At 54.4% G+C, this 26498-nt stretch carries 22 protein-coding genes, 1 tRNA gene and 1 pseudogene; 12 read left to right on the plus strand and 12 right to left on the minus strand.

Translation table 11 applies throughout. The annotated features are described in order from the left end of the window. Positions 1–34 precede the first annotated feature (34 nt). Positions 35–1060 carry an AraC family transcriptional regulator gene (locus tag C1J05_RS19745; protein ID WP_114871757.1) on the plus strand — a complete coding sequence of 342 codons (1026 nt, stop codon included), beginning with the start codon at positions 35–37 and terminating at the stop codon, positions 1058–1060. Between the two features lie 274 nt (positions 1061–1334). Here C1J05_RS19745 and C1J05_RS19750 read toward each other — a convergent pair whose 3' ends face one another. The 3 genes and pseudogenes from C1J05_RS19750 to C1J05_RS19755 all read right to left on the minus strand — a co-directional run. Next, positions 1335–2447, minus strand: coding sequence for an alpha/beta hydrolase (locus C1J05_RS19750; RefSeq protein ID WP_114872472.1), 1113 nt, complete (start codon positions 2445–2447; stop codon positions 1335–1337). Positions 2448–3028: 581 nt separating this feature from the next. Then, positions 3029–3187 (minus strand): hypothetical protein, encoded by a 159-nt coding sequence (locus C1J05_RS21615; RefSeq protein ID WP_162798145.1) that lies wholly within the window; start codon positions 3185–3187, stop codon positions 3029–3031. Between the two features lie 283 nt (positions 3188–3470). After that, positions 3471–3596 (minus strand): annotated as a pseudogene (locus C1J05_RS19755) (recombinase family protein); the annotation flags it as partial. Between the two features lie 832 nt (positions 3597–4428). On the opposite strand from C1J05_RS19755, the gene C1J05_RS19760 reads away from it, so the two are divergent. Next, positions 4429–5448: a glycosyltransferase gene (locus C1J05_RS19760; RefSeq protein WP_162798146.1), complete on the plus strand. Its 1020-nt coding sequence runs from the start codon at positions 4429–4431 to the stop codon at positions 5446–5448. 194 nt (positions 5449–5642) lie between these two features. On the opposite strand, the gene C1J05_RS19765 is transcribed toward C1J05_RS19760, so the two are convergent. From C1J05_RS19765 to C1J05_RS19785, 5 genes are all read right to left on the minus strand, one after another. After that, the gene (locus tag C1J05_RS19765; protein ID WP_162798147.1) at positions 5643–6638 is read right to left on the minus strand and encodes an O-fucosyltransferase family protein; all 996 of its coding nucleotides are present in this window, start codon (positions 6636–6638) and stop codon (positions 5643–5645) included. Positions 6639–6930: 292 nt separating this feature from the next. Next, complete coding sequence (locus C1J05_RS19770; RefSeq protein WP_114871760.1) at positions 6931–7614, minus strand: sulfotransferase family 2 domain-containing protein; 684 nt, start codon at positions 7612–7614, stop codon at positions 6931–6933. Positions 7615–7674: 60 nt separating this feature from the next. Continuing rightward, entirely contained in the window at positions 7675–8493 is an 819-nt protein-coding gene (locus C1J05_RS19775) for an FkbM family methyltransferase (protein WP_162798148.1), read from the minus strand. Positions 8494–8612: 119 nt separating this feature from the next. Continuing rightward, positions 8613–9749, minus strand: coding sequence for a hypothetical protein (locus C1J05_RS19780; protein ID WP_114871762.1), 1137 nt, complete (start codon positions 9747–9749; stop codon positions 8613–8615). Between the two features lie 101 nt (positions 9750–9850). After that, positions 9851–9936 (minus strand) — tRNA-Leu (locus C1J05_RS19785). Positions 9937–10154: 218 nt separating this feature from the next. Between C1J05_RS19785 and C1J05_RS19790 the strand changes: the two genes are divergently transcribed. Then, positions 10155–11141 carry a complex I NDUFA9 subunit family protein gene (locus C1J05_RS19790; protein ID WP_114872473.1) on the plus strand — a complete coding sequence of 329 codons (987 nt, stop codon included), beginning with the start codon at positions 10155–10157 and terminating at the stop codon, positions 11139–11141. On the opposite strand, the gene C1J05_RS19795 is transcribed toward C1J05_RS19790, so the two are convergent. Next, on the minus strand, positions 11132–11935 hold the full coding sequence (locus C1J05_RS19795) for an undecaprenyl-diphosphate phosphatase (protein WP_114871763.1): 804 nt from the start codon (positions 11933–11935) through the stop codon (positions 11132–11134). The genes C1J05_RS19790 and C1J05_RS19795 overlap by 10 nt on opposite strands. A 233-nt stretch (positions 11936–12168) precedes the next feature. Between C1J05_RS19795 and C1J05_RS19800 the strand changes: the two genes are divergently transcribed. The 8 genes from C1J05_RS19800 to C1J05_RS19835 all read left to right on the plus strand — a co-directional run bounded on the left by C1J05_RS19800 (position 12169) and on the right by C1J05_RS19835 (position 23832). After that, the gene (locus tag C1J05_RS19800; RefSeq protein WP_114871764.1) at positions 12169–13602 is read left to right on the plus strand and encodes an NAD(P)-dependent oxidoreductase; all 1434 of its coding nucleotides are present in this window, start codon (positions 12169–12171) and stop codon (positions 13600–13602) included. A gap of 38 nt (positions 13603–13640) precedes the next feature. Further along, positions 13641–14042, plus strand: a complete 402-nt coding sequence (locus C1J05_RS19805) for a GFA family protein (protein WP_254684659.1) — start codon at positions 13641–13643, stop codon at positions 14040–14042. Continuing rightward, the gene (locus C1J05_RS19810) at positions 14039–14476 is read left to right on the plus strand and encodes a GFA family protein (RefSeq protein ID WP_114871766.1); all 438 of its coding nucleotides are present in this window, start codon (positions 14039–14041) and stop codon (positions 14474–14476) included. Before C1J05_RS19805 ends, C1J05_RS19810 begins: the two co-directional genes overlap by 4 nt. Beyond that, a complete protein-coding gene (gltB, locus tag C1J05_RS19815) occupies positions 14473–19005 on the plus strand; it encodes a glutamate synthase large subunit (RefSeq protein WP_114871767.1) in 4533 nt (1510 codons plus the stop codon). The genes C1J05_RS19810 and gltB overlap by 4 nt, the downstream gene beginning before the upstream one ends. A gap of 157 nt (positions 19006–19162) precedes the next feature. Beyond that, complete coding sequence (gene mtgA, locus C1J05_RS19820) at positions 19163–19912, plus strand: monofunctional biosynthetic peptidoglycan transglycosylase (RefSeq protein WP_114871768.1); 750 nt, start codon at positions 19163–19165, stop codon at positions 19910–19912. Between the two features lie 58 nt (positions 19913–19970). Beyond that, the gene (fzlA, locus tag C1J05_RS19825; protein ID WP_114871769.1) at positions 19971–20636 is read left to right on the plus strand and encodes an FtsZ-binding protein FzlA; all 666 of its coding nucleotides are present in this window, start codon (positions 19971–19973) and stop codon (positions 20634–20636) included. Between the two features lie 63 nt (positions 20637–20699). Beyond that, positions 20700–21749: a tRNA epoxyqueuosine(34) reductase QueG gene (queG, locus tag C1J05_RS19830; RefSeq protein ID WP_114871770.1), complete on the plus strand. Its 1050-nt coding sequence runs from the start codon at positions 20700–20702 to the stop codon at positions 21747–21749. Between the two features lie 76 nt (positions 21750–21825). Next, positions 21826–23832, plus strand: coding sequence for a hydantoinase/oxoprolinase N-terminal domain-containing protein (locus C1J05_RS19835; protein WP_114871771.1), 2007 nt, complete (start codon positions 21826–21828; stop codon positions 23830–23832). 26 nt (positions 23833–23858) lie between these two features. On the opposite strand, the gene msrA is transcribed toward C1J05_RS19835, so the two are convergent. Together msrA and msrB are read right to left on the minus strand one after the other, a co-directional pair. After that, positions 23859–24371 carry a peptide-methionine (S)-S-oxide reductase MsrA gene (gene msrA / locus C1J05_RS19840; protein ID WP_114871772.1) on the minus strand — a complete coding sequence of 171 codons (513 nt, stop codon included), beginning with the start codon at positions 24369–24371 and terminating at the stop codon, positions 23859–23861. After that, positions 24371–24820 carry a peptide-methionine (R)-S-oxide reductase MsrB gene (gene msrB / locus C1J05_RS19845; RefSeq protein WP_114871773.1) on the minus strand — a complete coding sequence of 150 codons (450 nt, stop codon included), beginning with the start codon at positions 24818–24820 and terminating at the stop codon, positions 24371–24373. The genes msrA and msrB overlap by 1 nt, the downstream gene beginning before the upstream one ends. A 144-nt stretch (positions 24821–24964) precedes the next feature. Between msrB and C1J05_RS19850 the strand changes: the two genes are divergently transcribed. Then, complete coding sequence (locus C1J05_RS19850; protein ID WP_114871774.1) at positions 24965–25486, plus strand: glutathione peroxidase; 522 nt, start codon at positions 24965–24967, stop codon at positions 25484–25486. Here the strand turns inward: C1J05_RS19850 and C1J05_RS19855 are convergent. Beyond that, on the minus strand, positions 25483–26481 hold the full coding sequence (locus C1J05_RS19855) for a GlxA family transcriptional regulator (protein ID WP_114871775.1): 999 nt from the start codon (positions 26479–26481) through the stop codon (positions 25483–25485). The genes C1J05_RS19850 and C1J05_RS19855 overlap by 4 nt on opposite strands. Positions 26482–26498 lie beyond the last annotated feature (17 nt).

Genomic DNA, 26498 nt, shown 5'->3' on the forward strand with positions numbered 1-26498 from the left:
AAATCCTGGCTGACCTGAGCCAGAAGGCAGTCGCATGCGCAATGCCGAAATATCGCTTGTTAGTGGAGAAGAGGTTTCCGCTATTGTCGGATTGATGGAAGATCTTTTGGGAACAGACAGTATTGAGGAGGTTTTGCAGGCTGGTGGTTTTTCCAGCCGCTGGAAGAGTGACGCTGATGCGTACTTGCCCAATGCCGAGTACGTCCGGCTGCTGGAATTAGTTGCCCGTCAAAGCAATCAGCCCCTTCTCGGGGCAATTTTGGGTGACGCACTACCTTTCGCAGAACTTGGATCGTTCGGACGCTATGCCATGTCGGCACCAACTTCGGCCGAAGCATTGCGAAGGGCCGCACGCACACTCAAGTACCATGAAAACGGGTCAAGTTTAAGATTGAGCATTCAAGGCGACCGATTTGATTTGCGTTATCAGCCTCCCACACCCAGGGCTCTTGGGTCACGGCAACAATGCGATGGGGTGGCAGCCCTGTTGATGAACCTGATCCGAAGTTTTGAAGGGCCGGACTGGAGACCCGCGGTTCTCCGCATAGCAGCCGCAAACGGAGCGCGCGCTGAGCATCTGAGCCAGTTCTTCTGTGTGGATGTTGAAGGCATTGAAACCGGGGTCGAAATGATAGGCTGTCTGACCGACATTGTGTCCGGCTCATTGGATGGCTCCTCAGGTTCTGACCCGTTCACGTTCAGCGACTTGCGCAACCTGGCGGAGAGCAAACCGCCCAGCAGTTTTTCAGACGCTTTTTCCTTAGCCCTCCAAAACTTTGTGAAAGACGGCATAACCGACCTTGGAGAAATATCAGATCAACTTCATTTGGAGCGCAGGACGTTGCAAAGACGGTTGAAAGCAGAAGGTAGGTCCTTCGGAGAAATGCTGGAGGAAACGCGCAGGCAGGTTGCGGAAGATTTCCTTTTTAACACCGAAGCCAAGGTTGCTGAAATCGCAAAAAAGGTTGGCTACACGTCGAAGCAACACTTCATTCGCGCATTCAAAAAGTGGACTGGAATGACGCCGGGTTCTTCTCGGCGCATGTCGAGGAAAAATTAGTTTCTGGCTGAACATCGCTTAAGCCGAAATAAAAAAGCAATCGCTACGGAATAGAGGCGAAGGCGCGTTTATTACCAAACAATCGGATTTTTCGTCAGCTAACAGCGCAACGATGCGACCGCAGCGAAAGGCAGACAATTCCGCTCAGACACACTGTCAGAAAGCCTCGCGTAAATGACGATCCGGAAAATACACCCTAATCTGCTCCTTCGGCGAGGATATCAGAGAAAGTCTGCTAGCTAACCTGACTCGTCTGGCGGAACCTACAACACCTCTAATTTCTTACCACTGTAACCGGCACGTTGGCCAAAAGTTCCTCGAATGTAGTACTGCTGCCAGTTTTGCCGAAACGGCGGCTCGAGTTCATGCCAGCGCCGATTAGTTGAACCACTTCGGGAGAACCCGCAAACTTGGAATGGCTACCGGAGCTCGAATCTTCTATGCTGGAAAGGTCTATGACGGTAACACCAAGGCGATCTAACTCTTCCGTGTCCGCTGCGCCGACACGCTGGACGCCACCTGCGATCCGGCGGGAGAAGCGTAGCGCGAAGTCATCCCTAGAGACCAAGAGATACATCTTCTTGACGATAGAAGGCGGAAGTTCGGCAATCTGGGTCTCAAACAAGTTCAGATCAATGTCAGGTGACGCAAGAATGATATTGTCAATCTCGGTTCCTTTGCCCAAGCGGCCGGATGCATGTTGCTTTACGAGCCCCTCCATGGCGAGGAATGTGCCCATAGAATGCGCAAATATGTCGGCTTTCTCAGCTCTTGTTTTGTTGAGAATCGCGGCCATATTCCCGATTTGCGAACGCGCGATGAGAGCGCTGTTGAGGTCATAGACATACTCGCTCCCTTTTGCCGCTGAAGCCCAGGTGAAAAGCACGGGCACACCTAAAAAGCCCGTGTCTTCTACAAACTGAGCGAGCCTTAGAGTCGCATCACTTGTTGTGTTGTTGAAGCCGTGGATAAAGATGAGAATCTCTCTCTTGCCAGGGGAACGTTTCGATAGCTCGCGATTGATTTCAGCAATAAAGGCCGCTTCATTGCCATACACTGTCGGGTTGACGACGGTAAATTCTGTGCGCGGATCAGGTGGCAACCTCTTGGGGCGTTCCAGCACCCCAGTGATATGGGTTGGCGGCACGGTCGCATCAACCGAGGCAAGTCCAAGTTCTGGTGCCCTCTCGGACGAGTAGAATACACCTGATACATCGGACGCGTCCCGAGTCGACATCAGGAAAATCCTGTGTTTGGTAAGTTCTTCGACGGAGTCTAGGGAGACCTCCGGGTTCATTATGCCAATAAGTTGCGGAGCACGGCCACATCCTGCCAGAATTAGTACAAGAAATACCGCTAAGTGTTGTGAAATGATTCTGATATTCATGGTTGCACTCATACTTTGAAAGTACGGAAAACCAAATACATACCATTTTTCCTTACAAAGTTATGTCAAACGGGAGTGGTACTCATAGCAGTAGCGCTGAGTACAACAATGTTTACCGTTGGATTTGTCCTCTGGTTAAACATTGGTGCAGCAACTTTTCTTATTTACTATCCCTTGAGGGTTTTTCAGTAAGAGAAAGGCCTGTGGGTGGCGATTGGCAAAGCAGACATTCGCGCAACCGTAGCGAAAGCTAACTTTGTCCGCTCCTCGATGGTCGAAAACGCTCGCGGCGAAAGGGCGGTTTGAATTTGGCGCCTCAGTCTGGTTTTAAATGACCTCTGTGGATGGCTCCTGCATTGCAAGACATTTTTGACGTTTATTGCGGCATTTAATCAGTACAGTCGTCTGTCCGGCCTGTTCACGTGGTGATCTGCCACTGGCCTTGATGATTTCCGCAAGCGAGGTTCCAATCGGCTTCACGGCCTAAAGAGGCCATCGTCATTCCCGGAGTGTCCTCGCTCTTGGTTGACTTATTCCGCGTCATCACATCATGCGTCTTGCATTTCTGGCAGGTTTCCCGATCAGGTGATCGGCTGCCGGTAATTCTCCTGCCTCGTCAGCATTGCCCAGATCACGCGCGCCGTTTTGTTTGCCATGGCAACTGTTGCAAGCCGAACCGGCTTTCCAGCGAGCATCCTCGCGGTCCAGATATCGACTTTCTCGGGATGAAGTTTTGCCATCAATGCGCGCGATGTCATGCCAATGATAAGGAGTTTCCTGAGGTAATGATCACCTTTCTTGGTAAGCTATGGCGGACACTGGAGCAACTGAGGTCTCATCAACCGGTGGCCGCTACAAAGATGCCTTCAGCTTCACCTTCAGCCCCGATCCTGATGCGACATACTTCAGGGATATCTGAGCCAGAAAAATGCGAGAGCCTTATCAATAGCGAGGCTCTTGCGTTTCCCCCCCATGCCTTTGGCGGGTCTCAGGGGAGGCTGAAGCGATCTAAGGGGGTACCACAACATCGACAGACGACACCTCCTCCGTGAATACCTTCTCACAGCCAGCAGCCCTCAAGTCCCTGAGTTGTGCCTCAAGTCCTGCCTTCTGGTCTGTGGTAGAGGTCCGTGCGTATCCGATGATCATGGTTCAATCCTTCCAATAAGAGTCTAAGACTTTATGGGATAACGCTCCAAGAACGTCAACATCATTTATATGGGAAGGAAATTGGGGTGTGTTGGAGTTCCCACTAGAGCAAGCCCAGTGGGAAACCCTGAGGGATATGTCAGGCTTGTCGATGTTGGTTGCCGATGTGGTGGGAATGATTGACCGGATGATCGGAAGTGGATGATAGGGGTTGTTTTCTTGCAGGTAAATCTGTCGGCTGAGGAAGATTGTGTAATCCATTTAAATGCATGAACTAAAGAGACATTTCTTCTTTAGAAAATGGCTGCCTGGGGGCAGTACGGGGGGTGCGCGCGGCCCCTCTTATATATCTCTGGGCCTCAGAATTTTGTGGTGAAACACTGTGACCTTTTGAGAATTGTTTCCAAACCATGTCGGAACTTCCATCGGCCACCTTGCCAAAAACTATTCCACGTTCCTCACCCCCATTGGGTATAAGACCAACCCTTGATACTATCCTGCAGGCAACTACCGGTTTACCGCCCACCCGCGCCAGAGGCCATCGTACCGATGGACCAAAGGCCAATCATGCACTAACTTTCAAATTGGACCACTCAAGTGGGGCTGCTCATTGGCAGAGCAGAGCGTTAGGCTCCAGCTCTGCCCCTTTTTTTACATAGTTTTTATGTTCGAACACTGCTGGTTATGTGTCAGCAGTCAGCACCTGTGGGACAGAAGTGAAGTCGGGAACCGTGAACTCGGTTAAGATGGACGCGCTCCAATAAGAGAATTATTCTCGGTTTACATAGCTACAAAAGAGTCGCTATAGATCAGATAACTGAAAGGACTCCACTTGCCATCCATTGAGTTACCTTTCAGTGTTAATTTCGAAAATCCCGGAACCTTCAAGAACGCAGTTGTTATCGCTGGCGACGCTAATTACTTTCGACCAGGTATGCTCCTAGCACGTCAGATAATTAGTAGTGAGAAAGACCGAAAATTTGACGTTTGCGTTCTGTGCACAGAGGATATCTACGTTCCGCCTGAATTGGTAAATGGTTTGCGGGTTGGACGAGTTACAATCAACGATACAGACCAATTTAGAGTTGACGGCAGAATTTCTATCGAGGCGTATATACGTATTTTTCTGCCACATCTTTTATCTGAGTATGACCGAATTTGCTATCTTGACGCTGATATCTTTCTGCGGCGCCAAGGATTACAGGAGATTTTTGAATCTGATCTTACCGGGTGCGCAATTGGAGCTGTGCGTGATAGCAACCTTTGGGGGACATCAAAAAAACGTCGCTCATTGCGACGGTATACTAAGCGAGTCGCGAAAATGCCTGACCGATATTTTAACTCCGGCATGCTTTTGCTGGACGGCCAGAAGTACAGAGATATCTTGCCAGCAGATGAAGCGGCAGAAAGGATTAAGACGAATCGGCATCTTCTTAAAATGCATGACCAATCATTTTTGAATATGATCTTCAGTCATCGCTACAAGTTGCTCAGCCCAAGATATAATTTTCCAATGTCAGATGAATACATCGATATTTTGGAGCAAGCCGACCCAATCCTGCTTCATTTTGTTTCTGGAGGTAAGCCTTGGTATTCGACAAACAATCCAAAAAGAATACCGTATTTTGATAAATATAAAGAATTTCTTAGCGAGCACTTCGGGATTAATGATTTTTCGATTAAAAATGTTTCCCATCTAAACCGTCAAGACTATGTTAAATACAAGAACCCGATCAGGGAATACGTAACGCGAAGACTTGCGCTGTTGCGGTTGAGAAAAGCAAAGTCACGTGCGCTGGCGGCCTGGCACGATCAAATGAGGCAGGTAGGCGGAATGGACCGTGACGTATAGTAATCTGGGCATATGTAGCAGAACTCCGTCCCGAGGCAGGATTTTCCGTCTTTGTTGACGGCGTGGAAGCGTGCCCCCGATGGCATCGCAGTGTGCCAAGGTGGTGTTTGTTGAAGCCATCACACAACCTGCTGGATGGGTCGGTCTGGGGAACACTAGTGTGTGCGATCTGCACATATTAGCCGGTCCTTCACTTACTGATCCAGCCAATGCAACCGATCCGGTGGAAATTGCCCAATGGCCGCCACATATCTAGCCACAGTGGAGCTAGAATTACCGACGAAGCGGTCGCATCCCGCTGCAATATAGGTATCTAGGATGACCTCGCATCCATTGCGATATCCGTCCGATCCCTCCCGCAGGAAATTGGGCGTCTCGTGCTCGCTTCGCAGGCAGTTTTGTAACCTGACCCGGTCCTCACCGAACGCCTCCTTCCAGCGATTAACGTATCTGGCGGTGTCAGTTGCGAGAAAAATTAGGTTTCTCCCATCACCTTCGATCCAGTCACGTGACAATGCGAACGCAGCTTCATTCTGAGCATTTAAAAGAGAGTTTTCATATACTTTATCGGAGCCGCGTAAATGCACGGACATCACCGGGTGCCCATCCAGGTTCGTGGCGCGATAGGTGGCGATCTGGTCCTGCAATTCGGGTTTCAAAATAATGCGATCTCGCATCATCTCGATCCGTAAATCTTGCATTGTGGCTCGGCGACGCGGGGACCTTCGCAGGATTCTGTTAGCATCTTGCCAGCAATAGACGACGACAATATCTTCTTCACGATGCCTGAGAAATCTGAACAGCCGGTCTGATTTCGGCACAAGACCCTTTTCCCCACAAAGATGATAGCCGCCAAATATTTCATGGATCTCACCGGTATGAGGGAATGGTAATTCATCCAAGAGGTTTGAGTTGGTCCAGTTCGTCGGGTAGATTGAACCGCTTAAATCTGAAGCTAGGGTGTCTGATACAGGTTCAAAGTACAAATCAAAAGTGTCCGCTGTGCCATTGGCATATGGTCCCTCCGTGCCCCACTGTACGATGGGTTTTCTCTGCATCAAGTCAGCTGCGAGAAGGTGAGTCACAACCATGTCCACATCTGACCAGAATCCTGCGCCCCACCGTTTGATCAGGAGATAGCCACCAGGCCTACTTTTGGGGCGGCGAAAAAGCGAAAGAAGGTTGGCCATGATGATTACCCTTTGCACAGAGTTGTTGCATAAGTTTCTGCACTATGGTGCTTGCGCCTCTTCTAGACGGTCTTCTCGGAGATGTCATACATTTGAGAAGGTTTCGGCGATGGAGTTGTCATAGTACCTACCTTTGAAAACTGCGCAAAGACCTCTATCGCTCGCTCACATCGGACCGTGGCTCCGAAATGTCTGGGCATGCGTCATTTCTCAGTGACAATTCTGACCTCTACCGGGTCAGTTCTGGGTGACATTCAACAGTTCTTGTGCAGCCTTTCGTGTTTGTGGGGTTTCAAAATCTATAATCAAACAACTTAAGGTCTGTCGCAAAGCGTTGCGAAACCAGTTCCCGTGTTTGATCATCGTACATTATGCGGTAGTTTTGACCTACCGGAGAAGCGCCTTGGACATGACACTCACCGAATTCTTTTAGCCCAAGCTTATCAGCTATCTGTCTGATACCGTCGCTCCGATTCTCATATTTGAAAATATTTTCAACAAGAACGGTTCCATCTTTGCCCAAAACAAAATCTGCAGCACCGTATCTCAGCCCGTGGAAACGGAAATACTCTGTTTTTTTGTTAGCGTTTAAGAGTCTGCGAACAAACTCTGAAAAACTCCATTCTCTGGGAATCTCACTACGCTTTCTCAAGTAATGGTATAAAGATGCAATCCTGTCATAGGGATTGCGTACAAAGGTAAAAGTATACAAATCCTGCCAGTATTTCTTACCAATCATTGTGCGCATTTCTCTGGCTGGCACATGATCATTCAACCATTGTTTCGTGGCATATTCCGTTTCGATTAAGTTGGCTTTCCCATATGCGGGGCCGAAGTGGAGGCCGAGTTCCGCCTTAATCGAAGAGGAAGAGGTGCGCGGTATATCAACGAACCAAAACCCGTTTTCCCGCACTTGCTGTAGGGCGTTTTGCCTTGTTGAATACTTTTCGAATTTACTACGCAGCTTGCTTATCATGGTTCAACATCAATTAAAGATATCTATCCCGCCTGAGCGAACAATTAGTAGGTCAAAATCTCATTCTCGGAATCGCGCGACTATCAGACCATCGGGTTGGCCTCGAACAACTCGTCTGTCATCAACGATTTCGAACTTTTGGCGCAGCGTCCTGATGCAGGCATCGTGTGCCTTATCCCCGTGAGTTCCAATAATTAGCCATTTAACGGCACCGTTGTTGAGAAACTCTTCAGCCGCAGGTACAACCGTTCTTTCGCCACCCTGAATGTCCATCTTCAATAGATCGATTGGACCACCGGCTTCCCTCGCCAGCGCTCTAAAACTAAGAGTCGGAACATTGAGAACCTCACCCTCATTCTGTTTTCCAAGAGGCCTTACAATCGTCATCAGTGCTCTTTTCAAGAAATCAAAATGCCCATTTTCGCGAGAGGAATTTTCCAGAATAGCGGAGCCGAAAGATTGCAACCGAAAGGGTGCGCTGCCATCTTTGTCGTACAGCGCCTTCGGAATCACATAAACCTTGGCTCGATCGATGCTGTTGAGGTCAAGAGTCTGACTCAAAAAAACCCGCATATCGGGGTTTGGCTCCAAGGATATGACTTTCCACTCCAGCTTTGACCTAAGTACCAACGCAACGTAGTAGCCGATGGCAGCACCTACATCGACATATGTTCCTGTGTCTCCAGTTTGCTCTAGGATGGTTTGAAACCAAGCCTCCTCTTCCGGTTCATGTACATTACCGCTGCCCAAGGTCTCGTAGCGGTCGCGCTGAACCGACAGCAGCGCATCCTGTGGAACCCTGATTCCATTCGCAAAAGTATGAACCAAAACCTCTGGTATTGCGTCCGAGCCTTCAGAGCTTTTGTCTTGTTTTTCCATGCTAAAGACTCGTCTGTTCCTTTTTGGCGATGTCGATAACACGATGTTTTCCTGATGCCTAGAGGGGTTTTGTGGCATTCCCAATTATGAGTTTGAACAGGTGGCGTGATCGACCAGAGCTATGCTGCGCAGTGGTAGGTCACTTTTGCGTATGCGGGGAAGAGAGCGTCGCCCGGTCCAGCACCTTCAGCCGCCCTTTTGGCTGCGTGTTGGCGTGCAGCTTCAAGGCCTCTTCCGACAAGCGGCAAGGTGCGCATTGTGGCCAAGTCTTTTATTCGTCTGAATTCATTCGGCCTAACATGAACCACTGGAATGCCTTCACTTTCGCTTCCGTCGAGGTCGATGTCTTTCATCTGGAGGAAGCCAACTTCAGAGAGCCTACATCCGGTTACGGAGAGCATCTTCCATATTGTCAATAAATCTGGGACGCGGGCGCGCTGGGCTATTCGAGCCGTTATTAAATGCATCATGTCATCGGGCATAGATGCCTTTCGCTCTACAGCCTTGATCTGTTCCTTTGAGGGGAAGGGAAGTTTCGTGAACGGGTTTGAAACCGGCTTGTCAAAGTCCACGAAGGTGATTGCATGATTCACAACGGCCTTCAGATCGTTCGTCATGCGCTTCATGGTGTCGACTGCATAGGGTTGCCCGTTAGCTTGTCGATAATCCTTCAGTGTATCTAACCACTTCTCTCCATGTTTCTTCTTGAGGTCCACCAATGCGATTTCCTTTGGGGGACCTATTGCTTCCTCTAGTCGGTCAAAGGCTCTGTCAATGCGCTGCATCTTCTTGATATTGGACCCAATGCCTTTGTCCTTCACATACTTCACGCGGGCGTCTGCCAACGTGTAGGCAGGCTTTGCGACTTTTGGGTCCGCCAATACGCGTCGAGTCAAACTATCGAACTGGTCTCCGCTATGTTCGAGGATAACCGATACTGCGTCTGCCTCCGACAGGCCAACGACTCCATTCAGCAACTCTGCGCGCTTCTTGAGGGCTTCGTTGTAGGCTTGCTGGGGTGACAGCTCTGTCGCCTTTATGGACGCTTTGTAGGTATCCGACAGCGCTTTCCACTCTCGCAATAGCAGGGCATGTTCCTTCACGAAACTCTCAGAGGACGGGTCTTTACTCCGCATTGTAATTTCGAAGAACTCATGCCCGGTGGCTCTGAAGACTTTAGCCGGAAGCCTCCGTCGAAACAGATAGGAGCCATTTTTGAGTTTGGTTACGTGCTTGATTTCCACTGATAAAGCCATGATTGTATGTGCCTTGTATGCGATAATGTATGTGAAATCGCATGACCTCAAGTCGATAAGGCAAGTAAAAACAGCTATATAAGGAATTTTTGAAGGTATAGTGGTGCCCAGGAGAGGACTCGAACCTCCACACCCTTGCGAGTACTAGCACCTGAAGCTAGCGCGTCTACCATTCCGCCACCTGGGCCGGTGTCGTGAAATGTGCGTTTACGATGGTGACGCAGACGTGTCAATTGCCTTTTCTCCGGATTATTCACACTGCCACCACGGCAGGCAAACCGGGCCAAAACTTTGCCTTTCATCCGCGTGTTTAATTCTGCCTTGCCGGACAGCGGCGTTTTTGCACCTTGTTTGCAGAGCGTGCGGGCGATACATCTGGGCAACCAAGAAACGCAGGAGCATTTGATGTCCAAACTGGTCACCATTTATGGCGGGTCCGGCTTTGTGGGCCGATACGTTGCGCGGCGCATGGCAAAAGAAGGCTGGCGTGTTCGCGTGGCGGTGCGGCGACCGAACGAAGCGATGTTTGTGAAACCCTACGGCGTCGTGGGACAGGTCGAACCGATCCTGTGCAACATCCGCGATGACGCGTCTGTTGCCGCCGCAATGTCCGGGGCCGATGCGGTGATCAACTGCGTGGGTATTCTGGCGGAAGCCGGCAAGAACAAGTTTGATACGGTACAGGCCGAAGGCGCCGAACGTGTCGCCAGACTGGCTGCGGCCGAAGGCGTATCGCGTCTTGTCCAACTGTCTGCCATCGGGGCCAACACAGAATCCGACAGTGAATATGCCCGCACCAAGGCTCTGGGCGAAGCGGGTGTTCTGAAACACATGCCCGATGCGATGATCCTGCGTCCTTCAATTGTGTTCGGGGCCGAGGATGGTTTTTTCAACCGGTTTGCAGGCATGGCGCGCTTTGGCCCGGTTCTGCCCGTTGTGGGCGCGGATACATTGTTCCAGCCGGTCTATGTCGATGATGTCGCGCAGGCCGCCGTTCTGGGTGCCACAGGCAAGGCTGCGGGCGGTGTTTACGAGTTGGGCGGTCCGGATGTCAGCACGTTCCGTGAATTGATGGGCCAGATGCTGGGTGTCATCCGCCGGCGCCGGCTGGTTCTGAACATACCGTTCTGGGCCGCATCGATCATGGGATTTGTCTTTGACATGACCCATACTGTGTCGTTCGGGTTGATCCCGGCCCAGATCACCTGCGATCAGGTGCGCAATCTGCGCAATGACAACATTGTTTCCGAAGGCGCAAAGGGATTGGCGGATCTGGGGATCAAAGCCACCGCGCTTGAGGCTGTGCTGCCGGATTATCTGTGGCGGTTCCGTCCGTCCGGGCAATATGACACCATCAAGGAATCCGCGGTGAAAATGCGCGCTCAGGAATAGGCGATGACCAGAAGAACCAGCCCGAGGGCGATTCTGTAGATCACGTAGGGCGTGAAACTGACACTGCGCAAAAGGCGCATCATCAGCATCAGCGCCACCAAAGCGGCGATAAACGAAAATACGGCTGCGATCGCACCGGCGCGGGCGGTTTCCACATTTGCTGTTGCGAACACTTCCCCTCCGACCAGAAAGCCGGAGGCAAGGATCGTCGGGATTGACATCAACATGCCAAGCCGGGCGGCGTCCTCTCGCTTGTAGCCCAGACGCCGGGCGCCGGTGATCGTTATGCCCGATCGAGATGTTCCCGGAAGCAGGGCAAGCACCTGCCACAATCCCATGACAACCGCATCTTTTGCTGTCCAGTGCGCGCTGGTTTTAGCATTTGGTCCGGTTCTGTCGGCCCAGTACAGAACCACACCAAAAATCAGCATGGTCCACCCGATCAGTGCGACAGAACGCAGGTGTTCTTCCCATCCGGCCACCGCGATGATCAGGCCCGCAACCGCAACCGGAAGTGTGGACAGACACAGACAGAACGCAAGTATGGCGCCATCGGTGTCAACCTTGCCGACGGCCAGACGCTTCAGGCCATGCAGGGCCATCCTCACGTCGGTCCAGAAATACATCACAACCGCCACAAGCGATCCGACGTGAACGGCAACATCGATAACCTGCCCCTGATCGTTCATCCCGGTCAGTGACGGCAGCAGAATAAGGTGGCCGGAAGACGACACAGGCAAAAACTCGGTCACCCCCTGGACAAGGGCTACAAGTATCAAATTGAACAAAGTCATACCGTTCAGCTTTCGCACACGTCTACTGCCTGCCCTCCGTATAAGTTCTTTTGTTCAAATGGAAAGACAGCATTTAGGTCACATTTGTTACCTAAATTTTGCATTTTTGACCACAGGCGCAGTGCCGGAAGCCAAAATAATTGAAACTAGGTCACTATTACTGACTTTTTTATCGTTTACAGGTGTTTTAAAGACACTGGACCGAGTCGGGATCGCCAAGGGGAGTCGGAAATTTGGCCAAACAGCCCATGCTTAAATTCGTGAACATTGAGCGGATCATGCCCGAAAAGCGGGATGCGCAAGCGCGCAGCGCCGATTTCGATGAAATCTATGCCGAATATGCCGACGAAAAGGCAAAGGAACAGGCAAGCCGGTGCAGCCAGTGTGGGGTGCCCTATTGCCAGACCCATTGCCCGCTGCACAACAATATCCCCGACTGGCTGCGTTTGACTGCCGAAGGCCGTCTGCAAGAAGCCTACGAGCTTAGCCAGGCCACGAATACCTTTCCCGAAATATGCGGACGGATCTGCCCCCAGGATCGCCTGTGCGAAGGCAATTGCGTGATCGAGCAATCAGGCCACGGCACAGTTACAATCGGTTCGGTCGAAAAGTACCTAACGGATACGGCATGGGAAAAAGGCTGGGTCAAACCGATTGATCCGGGTCAGGAACGCGCCGAAAGCGTTGGAATTATCGGTGCCGGCCCCGGCGGTCTGGCCGCGGCGGATGTGTTGCGCCGCGCCGGCATACAAGTCACTATTTATGACCGTTATGACCGCGCAGGCGGATTGCTGACCTACGGTATTCCCGGTTTCAAACTGGAAAAAGACGTGGTGATGCGCCGCAACGAACAGCTGGAACAAGGCGGCGTCAAGTTTGAGCTGAATTGCAACGTGGGCGAAGACATTTCGTTCGAAGACCTGCGCGCGCGCCATGATGCAATTCTGGTTGCGACCGGCGTTTACAAGACACGCGATCTGCAGGCCCCCGGCAGCGCCGCAGAGGGTGTTGTAAGCGCGATTGAATTCCTGACGGCAAGCAACCGCAAAAGTTTCGGCGATGCCGTGCCGGAATTCGATTCCGGCGCGCTGAATGCCCAGGGCAAGCGGGTTGTCGTGATTGGCGGCGGCGACACGGCAATGGATTGTGTCCGCACGTCTGTCCGTCAGGGGGCTGTGTCGGTCAAGTGTCTGTACCGGCGGGATCGCGCCAACATGCCCGGATCACAACGCGAAGTGCAGAACGCCGAAGAAGAAGGTGTTGTGTTTGAATGGCTTAGCGCGCCCAAAGGTTTTGCAGGCGATCCCGTGACAGGTGTTATGGTGCAAAAGATGCGTCTTGGCGCACCGGACGCAACAGGGCGTCAGGCCCCCGAAGTGATCGAAGACGCCGATTATGTCGAAGACGCCGATCTTGTGATCAAGGCGCTGGGTTTTGAACCGGAAGACCTGCCCACACTCTGGAACCAGCCAGAACTTGAAGTTACACGCTGGGGCACCATCAAGGCAGATTTCACGACAGGCGCCACGGCTTTGCCGGGGGTTTATGCCGTGGGCGATATTGTGCGCGGGGCATCCCTTGTGGTGTGGGCAATCAAGGACGGGCGCGATGCAGCGGCGGCCATACTTGACCAGTTCAACGCGGCGGCGGCTGTGGCGGCCGAATAACAGCCATGAAACAGGACGGGTTCATAACAGGACAGTGCATGTGCGGTGCCGTCACTCTGCGCGCCCAGCGCGGTGCGCCGGTTATCCGGGCCTGCCACTGCGACATGTGCCGCCGCTGGACAAGCAGCATGTTCATGTCGATCCCCTGTGATCAGGATACGATCACCGTCGACGGGCCAGCCAGAGTTTTCCGGTCTTCCGAATGGGCCGAACGGGCGTTTTGTGACACCTGCGGGTCCGCGCTTTGGTACATGACGGTCCATGACCGACACCGCAATCTGGCGGCGGGCCTGTTTCAGAATGCGGCCGGCAACACGCTGAACCTTGAATTCAACAGCGACCAGAAACCGGACGGTTATGCGCTGGCTGGCGATCATCAACGATTGAGCGAAGCGGAAACAATTGCGCTGTTTACATCCGGCACTGGTGGGCCATCATGACCAACACGACCGGCAGATGCCTGTGCGGCGAAGTCCGCGTGACCGTCACAGCCCCACTGGACGCGATTTCGGCGTGTCATTGCGATATGTGCCGCCGCTGGAGCGGATCGGTGCAAATGGGCATTGCGGTCGATAGTGATCATGTACAGGTCAGCGGCCCCGTCAAACGCCACCAGTCGTCTTCTTTTGCCGAACGCGCCTGGTGTGACCACTGCGGATCCGCACTTTGGCTGCGCGACACCTCCGGAGCGAATGCACGATTTATCGAACTTGTGCCGGGCCTGTTTGACAACGCGGGCGATGCAAGCCTTGTCCGAGAAGTTTACGCAGACAAATGCCCCACCGGTTACGCATTTCGCGGCGATCACAATCGGATCACCAAAGCGGATTATGAAAAGAACAACCCCTTCGTTCGAGAGGAAGATACACCATGACAAAATTTGATGATGCGTGGGTGCGGGCCGAAGAAGAAAAGCGCAAATGGATGGCTGAAAACAGTCTCTATTCCGAAGAAGATGAGCATTCTTCCTGTGGCGTCGGTCTTGTTGTGTCCCTTGACGGGTCGCCATCGCGCACAGTCGTGGAAAAGGGGATTCAGGCGCTCAAGGCGATCTGGCATCGCGGCGCGGTGGATGCTGATGGCAAGACCGGAGACGGGGCCGGCATTCACGTACAGATTCCGGTGCCGTTCTTCTACAACCAGATCGAAAGAACCGGGCACACGCCACGTATGGATCAGCTTATTGCGGTGGGTCAGGTGTTTCTGCCCCGCACCAATTTTGCCGCACAGGAAACCTGCCGCACGATCATGGAAACCGAAGTGCTGCGCATGGGCTATTACATCTACGGATGGCGGCACGTTCCGGTCGATATCACCTGTCTGGGCGAAAAGGCGAACGCGACGCGGCCTGAAATTGAACAGATCATCATCAGCAATTCCAAAGGCGTTGATGAGGAAACCTTTGAGCGCGAGCTTTACGTGATCCGGCGCCGCGTCGAAAAAGCTGCGGCTGCGGCCCATGTACAGGGTCTGTATATCGCGTCTTTGTCATGCCGTTCGATCATCTACAAAGGCATGATGCTGGCCGAACAGGTTGCCGTTTTCTATCCCGACCTGATGGATGAACGGTTTGAAAGCGCCTTTGCCATCTATCACCAGCGCTATTCCACCAACACGTTCCCGCAATGGTGGCTGGCCCAGCCATTTCGGATGCTGGCCCATAACGGCGAAATCAACACGCTCAAGGGCAACGTCAACTGGATGAAAAGCCACGAGATTCGCATGGCGTCGAGCACGTTCGGGGACATGGCGGAAGATATCAAACCGATCATTCCCCAGGGATCATCGGATTCGGGCGCCCTGGACGCCGTGTTCGAGGTTCTGGTGCGTGCGGGGCGCAATGCGCCCATGGCAAAAACCATGCTTGTCCCTGAAAGCTGGAGCAAACAGGCCATCGAACTGCCGCAGGCGTGGCGTGATATGTATTCCTATTGCAATTCGGTCATGGAACCATGGGACGGCCCTGCCGCACTGGCCATGACGGACGGGCGCTGGGTGTGCGCCGGTCTTGACCGGAACGGGCTGCGCCCGATGCGCTATGTGGTGACAGGCAGCGGCTTGCTGATTGCTGGATCCGAGGCCGGAATGGTGCCGATCAACGAAGCTGGCGTTGTTGAAAAAGGCGCGCTTGGCCCGGGTCAGTTGATTGCGGTCGATATGGCCGAGGGTCGGCTGTATCACGACACCGAAATCAAGAATAAGCTGTCGGATGCGCAGCCGTTTGGCGAATGGGTCGGCAAGATCAAGGAACTGGATCAGCACCTGTCTGCCGTCACTGAAAAAGCTGTGTTTGACGGACCCGAGTTGCGTAAGCGCCAGATCGCAGCGGGTTACACCATTGAAGAAATTGAACAAATCCTTGCGCCTATGGCCGAAGATGGCAAGGAAACCCTCGCGTCCATGGGCGATGATACGCCTTCGGCCGTGTTGTCAAAACAGTACCGGCCGCTTAGCCATTTTTTCCGCCAGAATTTTTCGCAGGTCACAAACCCGCCCATCGACAGTTTGCGCGAATACCGCGTGATGAGCCTTAAGACGCGGTTCGGAAACCTGAAGAACGTGCTGGACGAAGACAGCAACCAGACCGAAATTCTGGTGATGGAAAGCCCGTTTATCGGGAACACCCAGTTTGAAGAGTTGCGCGAACATTTCAACGCCGATCTGGTCGAGATCGACTGTAGTTTCGCGCCCGGAACCGGGGCATTGAATGCCGCCTTGGCCCGCGTCAGGGCCGAAGCCGAAGATGCCGTGCGATCCGGCGCCGGGCATATCGTTCTGTCGGATCATCTGTCGAACAACGACAAGGTTGCGATGCCGATGATTCTGGCAACCAGCGCCGTGCACAGCCACTTGATCCGCAAGGGATTGCGCACATTCTGTTCTGTCACGGTGCGGTCGGCGGAATGCATTGATCCGCATTATTTCGCCGTTCTGATCGGGTGCGGTGCAACTATCGTGAACCCCTATCTGGCCGAGGATACTCTGGCCGACCGCATCAGTCGCGGATTGCTGGATGGTCCGCTGACAGAAGCAGTTGCGCGTTATCGCGAAGCCATTGATCAGGGTCTGCTCAAGATCATGGCAAAAATGGGCATTTCGGTCATTTCCAGCTATCGCGGCGGTCTGAATTTCGAGGCCGTCGGGTTAAGCCGGGCCATGTGTGCCGAATATTTCCCCGGTATGACAAGCCGGATTTCCGGCATTGGCGTGGTCGGCATCCAGCGCAAGGCCGAAGAGGTGCACACACGCGGCTGGCAGGGTGACGGAACCGTCATGCCGATCGGAGGCTTTTACAAGGCGCGCACAAGCGGTGAAACCCACGCATGGGAAGCCACGTCGATGCACATGTTGCAGATGGCCTGCAACAAGGCATCTTATGAAATGTGGAAGCAATACAGCGCCAAGATGAAAAGCAATCCGCCCATTCATCTGCGCGACCTTCTTGAGATCAAGCCATTGGGCGCGCCCGTACCGATCGAGGAAGTGGAAAGCATCACCAGCATCCGCAAGCGGTTTGTCACCCCTGGCATGTCGCTTGGCGCCCTTAGCCCCGAGGCGCACAAGACGCTGAACGTGGCAATGAACCGGATCGGTGCCAAATCGGATTCCGGCGAAGGCGGCGAAGACCCCGCCCATTTTGTACCCGAACCCAACGGCGATAATCCGTCTGCCAAGATCAAACAGGTGGCATCCGGCCGCTTCGGGGTAACGGCCGAATATCTGAACCAATGCGAAGAACTGGAAATCAAGGTGGCCCAGGGGGCCAAACCCGGCGAAGGCGGCCAGTTGCCCGGCATGAAAGTGACCGAACTGATCGCACGTTTGCGCCATTCCACCCCCGGTGTGACACTGATTTCACCGCCGCCGCATCACGACATCTATTCGATCGAGGATCTGGCCCAGCTGATCTATGATCTCAAACAGATCAACCCGCGCTGCAAGGTGACTGTAAAGCTCGTCGCCAGCTCGGGTGTCGGGACAATTGCAGCCGGTGTGGCCAAGGCAAAAGCCGACATTATCCTTATTTCGGGTCACAATGGCGGCACCGGAGCGTCGCCTGCGACATCCATCAAATACGCGGGCCTGCCATGGGAAATGGGTCTGACCGAAGCACATCAGGTTCTCAGCATGAACAAGCTGCGCGACCGGATCACGTTGCGCACCGATGGCGGTTTGCGCACCGGCCGCGATATTGTCATGGCCGCGATGATGGGTGCCGAAGAATACGGTATCGGCACCGCTGCGCTGATCGCGATGGGCTGCATCATGGTGCGCCAGTGCCAAAGCAACACCTGCCCTGTGGGCGTATGCACGCAGGATGATGCATTGCGGGCAAAGTTCACCGGTAACGCAGACAAGGTTGTGAACCTGATCACGTTCTATGCCACCGAAGTGCGTGAATTGCTGGCTGCAATCGGTGCCCGATCCCTGGACGAGGTGATTGGCCGTGCCGATCTTCTGACACAGGTATCGCGCGGGTCTGCGCATCTGGACGATCTGGATCTTAACCCGTTGCTGATCACCGTAGATGGCGCATCTGAAATCGTTTACGATCGCAACCGGCCACGAAATGCCGTGCCGGATACGCTGGATGCAGAAATCGTCCGCGATGCGGCGCGATTCCTGGAAGATGGCGAAAAAATGCAGCTGTCCTATGCGGTGCAGAACACTCACCGCACGGTAGGTGCCCGCACGTCCAGCCACATCGTGAAACGGTTTGGCATGCGCAACACGCTGCAACCCAACCATCTGACGGTCAAGTTGACAGGCTCTGCCGGCCAATCCCTTGGCGCATTTGCGGCACCGGGGCTGAAACTTGAGGTCAGTGGCGATGCGAACGATTATGTGGGCAAGGGTCTTTCCGGCGGAACGATCGTTGTGCGCCCGCCAATGGCCAGCCCGCTGGATGCGTCCAAGAACACGATCATCGGCAACACGGTGCTCTATGGCGCGACCGACGGCTATCTGTTTGCGGCAGGTCGCGCCGGCGAACGGTTTGCCGTGCGCAATTCGGGCGCCAAGGCCGTGATCGAAGGCTGTGGCAGCAACGGGTGTGAATATATGACAGGCGGTGTTGCGGTCATTCTGGGTGAAATCGGTGCGAATTTCGCGGCCGGCATGACGGGGGGTATGGCCTACTTGTACGACCCGACCGGCCATTCGAAAACGCTGATGAACATGGAAACTGTTGTAACTTGCCCTGTAACAGTGCCGCATTGGCTGAAGGAACTGGAAGAACTGGTGCAGCGCCATGCTGCTGAAACCGGCAGTCGCAAAGCAATCGACCTGCTACAGCACTGGGATCTTGAGATTGGCAATTTCATGCAGATCTGCCCGAAAGAAATGCTGGTCCACCTCGCCGCTCCGCTGGGGTTGTCGGATACCGCAATGCCCGCGGAATAGCAGTTCTTCACACGTCTTTCTGGGGCGCGGTCCGGATACCGGTTCCGCGCCCTGATTTGTATCGCCGATCCGTCAGGTCGTTTTTCAAAGCGGCCGGGCTGCCGGTTGCGCGATCTTGCGCTTTTCTCGGGGCGCGCTGCCGCCTATAGCTAGGCACATGTCACAGGCATCGAAATCAAAAACGACCCGGTCCAAAACCAAATCCAAGGCCAAGGCGGGCAAGACACCCCAAACCGGCCCGATAAGACGCGTATTGCGCTGGGCCGCGCGCGGCGCATTGGCGATCTTCGCCTTTTTCGTATTGGCTGTTTTGCTGTTGAACTGGGTAAATCCCCCCACAAATCTTTACATGATGTCAGAATCCCGCCGATTGGGCGGCGTGAAACAGGAATGGGTCGCGCTGACGCAGATCAATCCGGCGATGGCACGATCTGTCGTTGCTGCGGAAGACGCGAATTTCTGCAACCACTGGGGGTTTGATCTACCCGCGATCAAGGCCGCAATCGAAGCGGGCAGCAATCGCGGCGCATCGACGATCACCCAGCAAACAGTCAAGAATGTCTTACTTTGGCATGGGCGCACATGGATCAGAAAAGCGCTGGAGGCGGGCCTGACGCCGCTGGTCGAAGCGATCTGGTCCAAACGCAGGATCATCGAAGTCTACCTGAACGTCGCCGAATTCGACGAAGGCGTGTTTGGGGTGAAAGCGGCGGCAGATCACTATTTTGGTGTAACGCCTGACAGGTTGTCAGATGCTCAGGCAGCACGACTGGCCGCCATCCTTCCCGCACCAAAAACACGATCCGCCTCTGATCCGTCCGCGACAACGCGCAAACGTGCCGCTTCCATTCAGGACGGGGCGGCCACGATCCGCGCGGATGGCCGGTCAGCGTGTTTCGAGAGTTGAAATATCACGCGCCAGCGGGCATTGAAGAAGAACCTTTGTTCGATCTGGATTAGAATGCATGGCCCGCCTATTTCATGTTCCCCTGTCACCGTTCTGCCGGAAAGTAAGGCTGAGCCTTGCCGAAAAGAAAATCGAGGTTGAACTGGTTGAAGAGAGGTACTGGGAGGCGGATCCGGATTTTCTGCGTCGCAACCCCGCCGCCAAGGTGCCGGTGCTGAAACTTGACGGGCTGATGATGGCCGAAAGCGGCCCGATCTGCGAATACATCGAAGAAACCCGACCCGAACCGCCTTTGTTGCCCAAGGATTCAGTGGGCCGCCTGGAAGTGCGCCGCCTGGTGAACTGGTTTGATGACAAATTCCATCACGAAGTGACATCAAAGCTTTTGTACGAACGGGTGAACAAAAAGGTCATGGGGCATGGGTTTCCCGACAGCCGGAACGTCAAGGACGGCGCCAAGGCCATCAAGTACCATCTTGATTACATGACATGGCTTTTGGATCACCGCCGCTGGCTGGCCGGCGATCACATGTCACTGGCTGATTTTGCCGCGGCTGCACATCTGAGTTCACTGGATTACATTTCCGACGTCGACTGGAACCGCTCTGACGTGGTCAAGGACTGGTATGCCAAGATCAAATCACGGCCTGCATTCCGGTCCATACTGGCCGATCAGGTCCCCGGCTTTCCGCCGCCACGCCATTACAATGACCTTGATTTCTGATCTTTCCGCCGCGATCAATTGCCTTTGCAGGAAGGGTGCCACCCCCGGCCCTCAACTTTCGACATGAGCGACGATCTGAAGAAAAGGCTGATCGAGGAAGCCCGAAACCTTGGATTTGTTGCCTGCAAACTGTGCCGCCCGTGGGACGTGCCAGAGGTGCGCGCGCGGCTGAATGCCTTTGTAGAGTCTGGATACCACGGACAGATGTCGTGGATGGCAGACCGGATGAACTGGCGCGGTGATCCGTCCGCACTCTGGCCCGAAGCGCAATCCGTTATCATGCTTGCCGACAGCTATGCGCCTGAACACGACCCGCTTGACGTGCTGAACCACTCCGAAAGTGGCGCCATTTCGGTTTACGCGCAAAACCGGGATTATCACGATGTGGTCAAAAAACGCCTGAAAAGGCTGGCCCGCTGGCTGATCGAACAGCGACCCTGCGAAGTGAAGGTCTTTGTTGATACCGCACCGGTTCCGGAAAAGGCGCTGGGGCAGGCAGCAGGGCTGGGATGGCAGGGGAAACACACAAACCTGGTCAGTCGGGAATGGGGCAATTGGGCCTTTTTAGGGTCTATTTTCACGACTCTGACACTGCCGACCGATCCCGCGGAAACCGACAATTGCGGATCCTGCCGTGCCTGTCTGGATGTGTGCCCGACAAACGCGTTTCCTGCACCCTACCAGTTGGACGCGCGGCGTTGCATTTCGTATCTGACGATCGAACATTCCGGCCCGGTTGACACAGATCTGCGGCCGTTGCTGGGCAATCACATCTACGGATGCGACGATTGTCTGGCTGTTTGCCCATGGAACAAGTTTGCACTCAAAGCATCCGACATGAGATATGCCGCACGCGATGACCTGATAGCACCAAAACTGGCTGATCTGGCGAAACTGGATGATGCAGGGTTTCGCAGCCTGTTTTCCGGTTCGCCCGTAAAACGGATCGGTCGCAACCGCTTTGTGCGAAATGTTCTTTACGCCGTGGGAAATTCGGCCGATGCGGGCCTGACAGAAACCGCCCGCTCGCTGGTTGAGGATCCGGATCCGGCGGTTTCCGATGCGGCACGCTGGGCGATTGACCGGCTGGGCCGGGCCGGATCGGCAAAATAGGCCATCCAATGCCGTTTAAAGACTGGCAACGTCCCGTCTTTTGATTAAACCGCTATCAAACAGGAAGGAGACAGACGTGTCAGTATTGTTGGGCGTAGATACGGGCGGCACCTATACAGATGCGGTTCTGATCCGGGATGATGAAACCGTAATTGCCAGCGCCAAATCGCTGACCACGCGGCACGATCTGGCGGTGGGCGTCGGCGGCGCGGTGGCTGCGGTTCTGGACCGGTCAGGCATTGATGTTGCGGACATCGCGATGGCGTCGCTGTCGACGACACTGGCCACCAACGCGCTTGTCGAAGGTCAGGGGGGCCGTGTTGCCTTGATCTATATCGGTTTCAAGGAACGCGATCTGGCAACACATGGCCTGTTGGAAGCCTTGAAAGGCGATCCCTATCTGGTGCTGGGCGGGGGCCACAATCACGCAGGCGGACAGGCGGCACCATTGGACGAGACGGCGCTGGTTGCCTTTCTGGAAGACCATAAAAACGATGTTTCGGGATTTGCCGTTGCGGCGCAATTCGCAACCCGCAACCCGGCACACGAATTGCGCGCCGCCGAACTTGTCCATTCGGTGACAGGCCGGCCTGTTTCGTCGTCTCATCAACTGTCGGCGAAACTGAATGGCCCAAAGCGCGCGATGACAGCGGTTCTGAATGCGCGTCTGATCGGCATGATCGATCGGTTGATCGGGCGGGCCGAAGACAAACTGCGCGATCTGGGCATATCCGCACCCTTGATGGTCGTTCGGGGTGATGGTGCGTTGATATCGTCAAAGATGGCACGGGAGCGGCCGATTGAAACGATCCTGAGCGGGCCTGCGGCGTCTATTGTCGGGGCGCGGTGGTTAACCAAGGCGGATCACGCGCTGGTTTCGGATATCGGGGGCACCACCACGGATGTGGCCGTTCTGAAAGACGGGCGGCCCGCCATTGATCCGGGTGGCGCACGTGTCGGGCCTTACCGGACAATGGTCGAAGCCGTCGCGATGCGCACGACCGGTCTGGGGGGTGACAGCGAAGTTCATTTCATTTCGGAAGGACTGAAAGGCAGCGTAACCCTGGGGCCGCGCCGTCTGTTGCCGATATCGCTTTTGGCGATGGATGCACCTGACATTGTCCTGGCGATACTGGAAGCGCAATTGCGCGCTGCCGTGCCCGGCGATCATGACGGGCGATTTGTGCGCGCTGTACAAGGCCAGACCATAGAAGGTCTGGGACCGCGGGAAGCGGCCGTTCTTGAGCGGATCGGCGATGCTGTTCATCCGGTGGGGCACATATTGCGAAACCGGGTCGAAATCGGATCCCTCAAGCGACTGGTCGAACGCGGCCTTGTCCAGATTGCAGGCCTGACACCGTCTGATGCCAGCCACGCGCTTGGCCTGTCATTGGTCTGGAATGTCGATGCTGCCCGGATGGCGCTGATCCTGTTTGGACGTCGGCGCACCGGCGCTGGTGAAACCCTTGCGCAAAACCCTGACGATATGGCCCGGATGATCATCGATCAACTGACGGAACAAACGTCGTTAGCTATATTAGAGACTGTTTTTTCAGAAGAAGACAGCGATTTTGGCCTGACGCCCGAACAGTTGGCACGCCATGTCCTGACCCGAAAGGGGTTCGATCGCCACGCGGGTCTGATCCGGTTCGAAGCATCGGTCAACGTGCCGGTGATCGGTCTGGGCGCCTCCGCCCCGACCTATTATCCCGCGGTTGGCAAAAGACTGCACTGTGAAATGATCCTGCCCGAACACGCAGGTGTGGCCAACGCCATCGGTGCCGTTGTCGGGCGGGTCACAATGCGCAAAAGCGGCACGATCACATCGCCGTCCGAAGGGCGATATCGCGTGCACCTTGATACGGGCCCCGAAGATTTCGGAGATTCCGAACAGGCCCTCGTACGGCTTGAGACTGTCTTGCGCACTGCCGCAGACGGGGATGCCCGCGCCGCCGGGGCGGGCGATATCCAGATATCGGTAACACGGGATGTAAAAAAGGCCGCTGCGGAAGCCCGCGAGGTGTTCATCGAAGCAACTGTGGTTGTCGAAGCGTCGGGGCGCCCGCGCATTGCAGTCGGGTAAGGCGGGATTGCCCCGCCTTACGCCTGCTAGGATGCTTTCGCTGTTCTTTTGGGCAAGACCCAATCCGCGCGCGGGAAATGACAGGTGTAGCCATTTGGAATCCGCTCAAGATAGTCCTGATGTTCCGGTTCTGCCTCCCAGAAATCTCCGACAGGTTCCACTTCGGTCACCACGGGTCCGGGCCAAATGCCGGATGCGTTGACATCGGCAATCGTATCAAGCGCAGTTTCCCGCTGCGCCTCATCCACATAGTAGATCGCTGATCGATAGCTTAGCCCGCGATCATTTCCTTGGCGGTTCAGGGTTGTCGGATCGTGGATCTGGAAAAAAAGCTCCAGCAAATCGCGAAAACTGATTGTGTTAGGGTCGAAAATCACTTCGATCCCTTCGGCGTGGGTGCCGTGATTGCGATAGGTTGCATTTGGAACGTCCCCGCCTGTGTAACCCACACGGGTCGACAACACCCCGGCGCGCTTGCGGATCAGATCCTGCATGCCCCAAAAGCAACCACCAGCCAAAACTGCGCGTTCCTGTGCCATTACGATATATCCTCTATCTGGTTCAAATAGGCCCCGTACCCTTCGGCCTCCATATCATCGCGGTGAATAAACCGCAGCGACGCCGAATTGATGCAATAGCGCAGCCCGCCCCGATCAGCCGGCCCATCGGGAAACACGTGGCCCAGATGGCTGTCGCCATGGGTGCTGCGCACTTCGGTACGGATCATGCCCAGCGATGCATCGCGCAATTCCTGCACATGGGCAGGTTCGATCGGTTTCGTGAAACTGGGCCAGCCGCACCCGCTTTCGTATTTGTCAGCCGATGCAAACAGCGGTTCGCCAGATACGATATCCACGTATATTCCCGGCTCCTTGTTGTTCAGCAAAGCGCCGGTGCCGGGGCGTTCGGTTCCGCTTTCCTGCGTCACATGATATTCTTCCGGTGACAGGCTGGCGATCACGTCCGGATTTTTTGTGTAAGTGGTCATATAGCCTCCGATCAATTGGTCAGGATGATTAGATGGCGCGCCGCGCCAGGAATAAAAGTGTTATTTCAAGCCACTCGCGCTGTCGTGTTGTGATCTGGCAACCGGTTTTGTCCGTACATATATCACATAATAGGGAGAGCAATCATGATCCGTTGGGTTTTTGCAGCACTGTTTGCAGTCATCAGCAGCATGGCCCTGGCACGTGGCCCTGTCGGTGTGTTTCCTTCGATTGATGGCGGAACCTTGGATATGTCCGAATGGTCCGGCCAACCGGTTCTGGTTGTGAACACTGCGTCGCAATGTGCCTTTACCGGCCAATATGCCGAATTGCAGGCGTTATACGATACCTACAGATCGCGGGGTCTGGTTGTGCTGGCTGTTCCGTCCGATGATTTCAATCAGGAACTGGATACCGCCGCCGAGGTCAAAGAGTTTTGCGCGCTGAACTACGATATGGATCTGCCGATGACGGACATAACATCTGTTAAAGGCACGACAGCGCATCCGTTTTTCAAAGCCGTCAAGGCACAAACCGGATTTGTTCCGAAATGGAATTTCAACAAGGTGCTGATCGGGCCCGACGGTGCCGTCGTCGCGACCTGGGGGTCGGCAACAAAACCAACCTCGCGCAAGATCACGGCGCAGATAGAGCCATTGTTGAACTAGTCCGATCCGGGCCACAAGAGACCGGTACCAACAGCGTCATGGCTGGGATTGGTGCCAAATTCGCGCCGGTAACTTTTTGAAAAATGCGACGGAGAGCGAAACCCGCACGCCACTGATATTTCGGTGATCGACATTTGGGTCTGACGCAGCAATTCGCGCGCCCGTTCAAGACGCAGCCGCAAATAGTACCGTTTGGGCGATTGCCCCAGATGTTTCGCAAACAGCCGTTCCAACTGGCGGGACGACAACCCTGTCACGACAGCGATATCGTCAGAGCTTAGCGGATCTTCAACATTGTTTTGCATGATCTGCAACGCCAGAGACAGCTTGGAGTGCCGATATTCACCCCCGACCCGCAAAGACATACGTTGCGCGTGGGAATGCCCGCGCGGTGCCGTATAGATCATCTGGTCCGCAACCCACCGCGCCAGATCCACACCGTAATCTTCGCTGACCCTGTGCAACATCAGATCCATCGAAGCGGCACCACCGGCTGTTGTGAACACTTTCCCGTCGACCGAATAAATACTGTCTTCCATGATCACGTCTGGCAACAGCTCGCTTAGTGCCGTTTTATATTCCCAATGCGTTGTCACCCGTTTCCCGTTGATCAGACCGGCCAATGCCAGCGTATATGTACCGCTAGACAACGCGCCAAAATCCATACCCTTGCGGGTTTCGCGCCGAAGCCAGTTCAGGATAGGTTTGGTGCTTGCGCGGCCCACGTGTTCTCCTGCGCAAACGATCAGGGTTTCGCTTCTGTCCAGCGGCCCCAAGGCATCATCAACCTCTACCGTTACGCCGTTCCAGGCCCGCACCGGTTGACCGGTTTCACCTAGTAAACGCCAGGCATAATAGGTGCCATGGTCCAGATGCCGGTTGGCAAGCGACAAGGTTTCAAGGGCACAGGTGAAACCCAATTGCGAAAAACCCGGCAACAGCAAAAAAACATATCGTTTTGGCGCCTGTGCCGGTTGGGTTTGGATATCTGTCATCAGGTTTTTTGTGCAAT

This window comes from Sulfitobacter sp. JL08 (genome assembly GCF_003352045.1).
In the GTDB taxonomy this organism is placed as follows: domain Bacteria; phylum Pseudomonadota; class Alphaproteobacteria; order Rhodobacterales; family Rhodobacteraceae; genus JL08.